We start from the raw sequence: 4848 nt of genomic DNA, 5'->3' as shown, positions 1-4848 counted from the left end.
TCAGAGCTGAACAGGCACTTCCGCTTTTCGTGACTCCGCGGTCAGGGCCGCTTCACTGATCCGTCTTATGACTTTCGGAGCTTAACGGGCGCAGTCGCTTTTCTAATATGTTATAATCTCTAGATAGAAAAGTTTGAAAGAAGGGTAATTGATGATAGCAACTACAGAAAAAGATATTGAAATGCTGAAAAAAGCAGGGCAGATGGTCGCCAAAATTCGTGAAGAAATGAAAGCGGCAACCAAGCCGGGCGTTACTACAAAAGAAATTGATGAACTTGGCGGACGCCTGTTCAAAGAACTGGGGGGTGTATCAGGGCCGAAATCGGAATACGATTTCCCTGGATATACTTGCATCAGTGTAAACGAGGAAGTGGCTCATGGCATTCCCGGCAAACGAATAATTCAGGATGGTGACATCGTCAACATCGATGTTTCCGGCTCCTATGAAGGATATTTTTCCGATACTGGAATTTCGTTTGTCGTCGGCGAAGGACATTCTGAAAAGGAGAAAATCTGTGAAGTTGCCGAACAGGCTTTTGACCGTGCAATGACGAAAGTCAAAGCGGGGGCAAAATTGAACCAGATCGGCAAAGCAGTGGAGCGCGAAGCGAAAGAGCAGGGACTGTTCGTCATCAAAAACCTGACCGGCCACGGCATCGGGAAATCGCTGCACGAAGCACCGCAGCATATCCTGAATTATTACGATGCCTGGGAAAGGACCATCCTGAAAGAAGGCATGGTTCTTGCAGTGGAACCGTTCATCTCCCAGAAAGCGGAGCACATCATCGAATCCGGTGACGGCTGGACATTCATCACACCGGACCAGTCGCTGGTGGCACAAATCGAGCACACGGTCCTGGTGACAAAAGGCGAACCGATTTTATTGACCAAATTAGAGGAATAGGAAAAAGCCTGCAGAGCGCAGGCTTTTTTTCGTCTTATGGAAAATTGATTAATTTTGTACAGGTGTTTTTTTGATCAGCAAAATGCCGGTGATGATGACGCCGCTCAGGAATAACGAAGCGGTGGTGACGAGCAATTCGCCAAAACCGTGCTTGACGGCGATACCGATGAACGCCCAGACGAAAACGGCGGCAAAGGGAATATCCGAATGGTGGAACCGCACGTGAAGCGCTAGAGCTGTTGCTACGGTAAGCATGATGACCGCCCACAGGTCGTTGCTGAGACCCCATCCGCCCCAATTGTGATATGTCAGCACATAACTGATATTGGAAATGGTGGCGACGCTGATCCATCCCAGGTTGATGGAAATGGGCAGCCTTTCGGTAAGTTTCTGTTCATTGTTGCCGTATTGAATATACAAAAGGATAAGGGCAGCCAGGTAAGCGAGCATTGCCACGATGGACCAGATAAAAAATTCGTAATGCCATAGCAGAAGCCAGCAGATATTGGCAGCAGCACTCAGGATGAAATAGAACGAAATGGCATGCGCAGGCGTTTCGCGGTCCTTCTTATAACGGATCCAGAAACCTGCAATCCAGATAGCCAACAATATGTATATAACTGACCAGATGGAAAAGACATAGCCGGCGGGTGTGAACAGGACAGGGAGCCTATTGGAAATTTCACCCGTTGTCTGTCCGTTGATCGGCAGAATATTGGCTAATGCATTTACTGTAACAACAGCCAAATAGGCGATTGTCATCGATATCAAACGGAACATCTGTTATCCCTCCTCGCTAACAGTATACCTTTCCTTGTTTCCTGTAACAATTAAGTGTTTGCCTAAGTGCAGAAATAGTTGTCTGAAATCGTCTATTTTATGTCAGTTTCCAAAGTTCTGATAATCTATTTCCTAGAATATTCCGTAAACCGAAGAAGAATGGTATACTGATAAGTGTTTTTAGAAAATTTAGTTTATCAGGAGGAAAAGCCATGACAGTTAAGTATCCGGAAGTGTGGGATTTGGACGTTTTATTTCCCGGTGGGAGCGAATCCCCCCAATTACGTGTACATATGGATGAAGCAGGACCAAAATTAGAGGAATTCGAAAAGCTGTCCCGTAATTTTCAGGTGCCGGAAGAAGAGGACGATGCGAAACAGGTTGCAGAAATTCTGGAAGCTGTAAAGGACTCCATGCTGCATCTTCGGCAGTCAAGCGCGTTCATCGGCTGTTTACAGGCACAGAACACGGAAGACAAAAAAGCGGCACTGCTGCAAAGCGAATCCGCAAGCCAAAGTGCTCGCTTCAGTTCCGCTCTTCAGAAAATCCAGCAGGATCTGACAAAGACGGACGATGACGTCTGGAACAGTCTGATGGAAAATGAACAGCTGAAAGAATTTACATTTGTACTGAATGAATGGCGCACGAAAGCGAAACTTCTCTTGTCTGAACAAGAAGAGAACCTGATTACAGCACTCAGTATGGACGGTTATCACGGCTGGAGCCAGCTCTACGATATGCTCGTTGGCGAAATTAAAGTCAAGATCACAGTTGATGGTGATGAAAAAGTGATGTCTGTCGGCCAGGCAAATAACCTGAGTGCCCATGCGGATGCATCAGTCAGAAAAGAATCCTACGAAAAGCTTGAAGAGGCATGGACTGAAAAAGAAGAGTTTTTCGCGAAAACATTAAATTCGATAGCGGGCTTCCGACTCGAAGTCTATAAAAAACGCGGCTGGGAAAATCCATTGCAGGAGCCACTGCAGATGAACCGCATGAGCCAGCAGACATTGGATGCCATGTGGAATGCCATTTCAAAAAACAAACAGCCTTTCGTCAGCTATTTGAATCAAAAAGCGCATCTGCTCGGGAAAGACGGCCTTGACTGGTACGATGTGGATGCTCCTGTTACAGAAAGCACACAGACATTTTCCTATCAGGAAGGCGCCGAATTCATTTTGGAGCATTTTAAAAAATTCGGTCCTGAACTTGAGAAATTCTCACGCAATGCTTTCGAAAAGGGATGGATCGAGGCGGAAGACCGTCCGAACAAACGTCCGGGAGGATTCTGTACAGGCCTTCCGATGACGGAAGAATCCCGGATTTTCATGACGTACAGTGGCTCAATGTCAAATGTGGCCACACTGGCCCATGAATTGGGGCATGCATTCCATTCATATGCACTTCGTCCAGTGCATCAAATCAACCGCTCATACGCGATGAACGTGGCAGAAACGGCATCGACTTTCGCTGAAATGATCGTAGCGGACGCGGCAGTGAAAAATGCTTCTTCAAATGAAGAGAAAATCGCTCTTCTGGAAGACAAAGTTCAGCGAAGCGTCGCTTTTTTCATGAATATCCATTCACGCTTTCTGTTTGAAACGTGGTTCTATGAAGAACGCAAAAAAGGTGTGGTGTCTGCATCACGGCTGAACGAATTGATGGAGGAAGCACAAATGGAAGGCTTCGGAGGCGGCTTGAAGTCTGCTCATCCTCATTTCTGGGCATCCAAACTGCATTTTTATATAACGTATGTGCCGTTCTATAATTTCCCTTATACATTCGGCTACCTATTCTCATTGAGTGTGTACGCAAAAGCGCTTGAAGAAGGTGCCGGTTTTGAAGAGAAATACATGGCGCTGCTGCGTGACACAGCTATTATGACGGCTGAAGACCTGGCAATGAAGCATCTTGGCGAAGACATAACAAAAGAAGCGTTCTGGGAAAAAGGGATCGCACTTTGCGTTAAAGATGCAGAAGAGTTCATTTCGCTGACGTCATCTGCTGACTGATATGAAAAATCTTCATTTAACCGGCCAATTGTGCTACCTCCGTGTTTTGGCAGATGACGATGCTGTTGAAATGGTGCAATTGCTCAATCGAAACCGGAACTACTGGGAAATATTCGAACCAAGGCATCCTGACAGTTATTTTACAGTTGCAGTCCAACGGGAAAAAATCCGCGAAGCCCTTTATCAGGCCCGGGAAAATCGGGAATACAGTTTTGGAATATTCCATCCCCGTACGGATAAATTGATTGGCCATATTTCCATGTACAGCATCAAACGTTTGCCGTTCCTCAGTGCATTGGTCGGGTATTCCATCGACGAGGAATATGCCGGGCGCGGGATAGCGACTGAAGCGGTTCAGCTCGTCGTGGCATTCGGCTTTGAAAAATTGCAGCTTCACCGAATCGAAGCTTATGTTTCACCCAGAAATTCAGGCTCAATACGGGTATTGGAAAAAGCCGGATTCGCCAATGAAGGATTATTAAGGGAGTTTCTTCATATCAATGGCATTTGGGAAGACCATTATCATTATGCTGTCATTGAAAATGAATTTTGAAAGGGTAAGGCCGCCTATAAAAAATGGTGGATACAACTGAAACGCTGGCTATGGGAATAATTGTCCGACAGAAAGCAGGTGCTTTATGCTACGAGATAAAATGTTCGCTTACCATAAATGGGCCACGCAGGAACTGCTGTCACATACGGAAAAGTATGGAGATGAAATTTACCGGAAAGAAGGAGAAAGTTCTTTTTCTTCGATCAAGGAAACTGTCAGCCATGTCATAACGGTTGAAAAGTTATGGCTTCTGAGAATGGCGGGAACAGAAAAACCGGCAGCTGAGCATTTCCGGGTGGATACAGCTGCAGAGGCAAAACAGGCGTTTATGCTGCTGCATGCTGAAATGGAATTGTATTTTTCGTCGCTGTCGGAAGAGCAATGGCAGGAAGTCATGGCATTCACCAATCTGCGGGGCGATTCTTTTGAGGAAACCCGGGAAGAGATGCTGTTTACATTCATCAACCATGCTTCCTATCACCGGGGGCAAGTCACCTCCTTGCTGCGGCAATTCGGCAAAGAAGGAAAAGCGATTGATTATATTTATTTTCCAAAGGAAAACCGCTGAGAAGGTTTGACCGAACAGCATTCGGTCGAAC

Annotated in this window: 5 protein-coding genes; 4 read left to right on the top strand and 1 reads right to left on the bottom strand. The window is 46.1% G+C overall.

The genetic code is table 11. From position 1 onward, the window contains the following. The first annotated feature begins 151 nt into the window (after positions 1 to 151). The gene (map, locus tag KW93_RS09035) at positions 152 to 904 is read left to right on the top strand and encodes a type I methionyl aminopeptidase (RefSeq protein WP_033542679.1); all 753 of its coding nucleotides are present in this window, start codon (positions 152 to 154) and stop codon (positions 902 to 904) included. Positions 905 to 952: 48 nt separating this feature from the next. On the opposite strand, the gene KW93_RS09030 is transcribed toward map, so the two are convergent. Beyond that, complete coding sequence (locus KW93_RS09030) at positions 953 to 1684, bottom strand: tryptophan-rich sensory protein (RefSeq protein WP_033542678.1); 732 nt, start codon at positions 1682 to 1684, stop codon at positions 953 to 955. A 212-nt stretch (positions 1685 to 1896) separates the two neighbouring features. Here KW93_RS09030 and KW93_RS09025 point away from each other — a divergent pair, with 212 nt between their 5' ends. From KW93_RS09025 to KW93_RS09015, 3 genes are all read left to right on the top strand, one after another. Then, positions 1897 to 3696, top strand: a complete 1800-nt coding sequence (locus KW93_RS09025; RefSeq protein WP_033542677.1) for a M3 family oligoendopeptidase — start codon at positions 1897 to 1899, stop codon at positions 3694 to 3696. A 1-nt stretch (position 3697) separates the two neighbouring features. After that, the gene (locus KW93_RS09020) at positions 3698 to 4249 is read left to right on the top strand and encodes a GNAT family N-acetyltransferase (protein WP_033542676.1); all 552 of its coding nucleotides are present in this window, start codon (positions 3698 to 3700) and stop codon (positions 4247 to 4249) included. A gap of 85 nt (positions 4250 to 4334) precedes the next feature. After that, complete coding sequence (locus tag KW93_RS09015) at positions 4335 to 4817, top strand: DinB family protein (protein ID WP_033542675.1); 483 nt, start codon at positions 4335 to 4337, stop codon at positions 4815 to 4817. Positions 4818 to 4848 lie beyond the last annotated feature (31 nt).

Origin of the sequence: Planococcus sp. CAU13 (assembly GCF_000775575.1) — a bacterium.
Lineage (GTDB): Bacteria > Bacillota > Bacilli > Bacillales_A > Planococcaceae > Planococcus.
The sequence above is the reverse complement of the archived record's forward strand: the minus strand, read 5'-3'. Positions and strand labels throughout refer to the sequence as shown.

Excerpts from the sequence above, each read along its gene's own strand:
- map (WP_033542679.1), top strand. The coding sequence starts at position 152 with ATGATAGCAACTACAGAAAAAGATATTGAAATGCTGAAAAAAGCAGGG.
- KW93_RS09030 (WP_033542678.1), bottom strand. The coding sequence starts at position 1,684 with ATGTTCCGTTTGATATCGATGACAATCGCCTATTTGGCTGTTGTTACA.
- KW93_RS09025 (WP_033542677.1), top strand. The coding sequence starts at position 1,897 with ATGACAGTTAAGTATCCGGAAGTGTGGGATTTGGACGTTTTATTTCCC.
- KW93_RS09020 (WP_033542676.1), top strand. The coding sequence starts at position 3,698 with ATGAAAAATCTTCATTTAACCGGCCAATTGTGCTACCTCCGTGTTTTG.
- KW93_RS09015 (WP_033542675.1), top strand. The coding sequence starts at position 4,335 with ATGCTACGAGATAAAATGTTCGCTTACCATAAATGGGCCACGCAGGAA.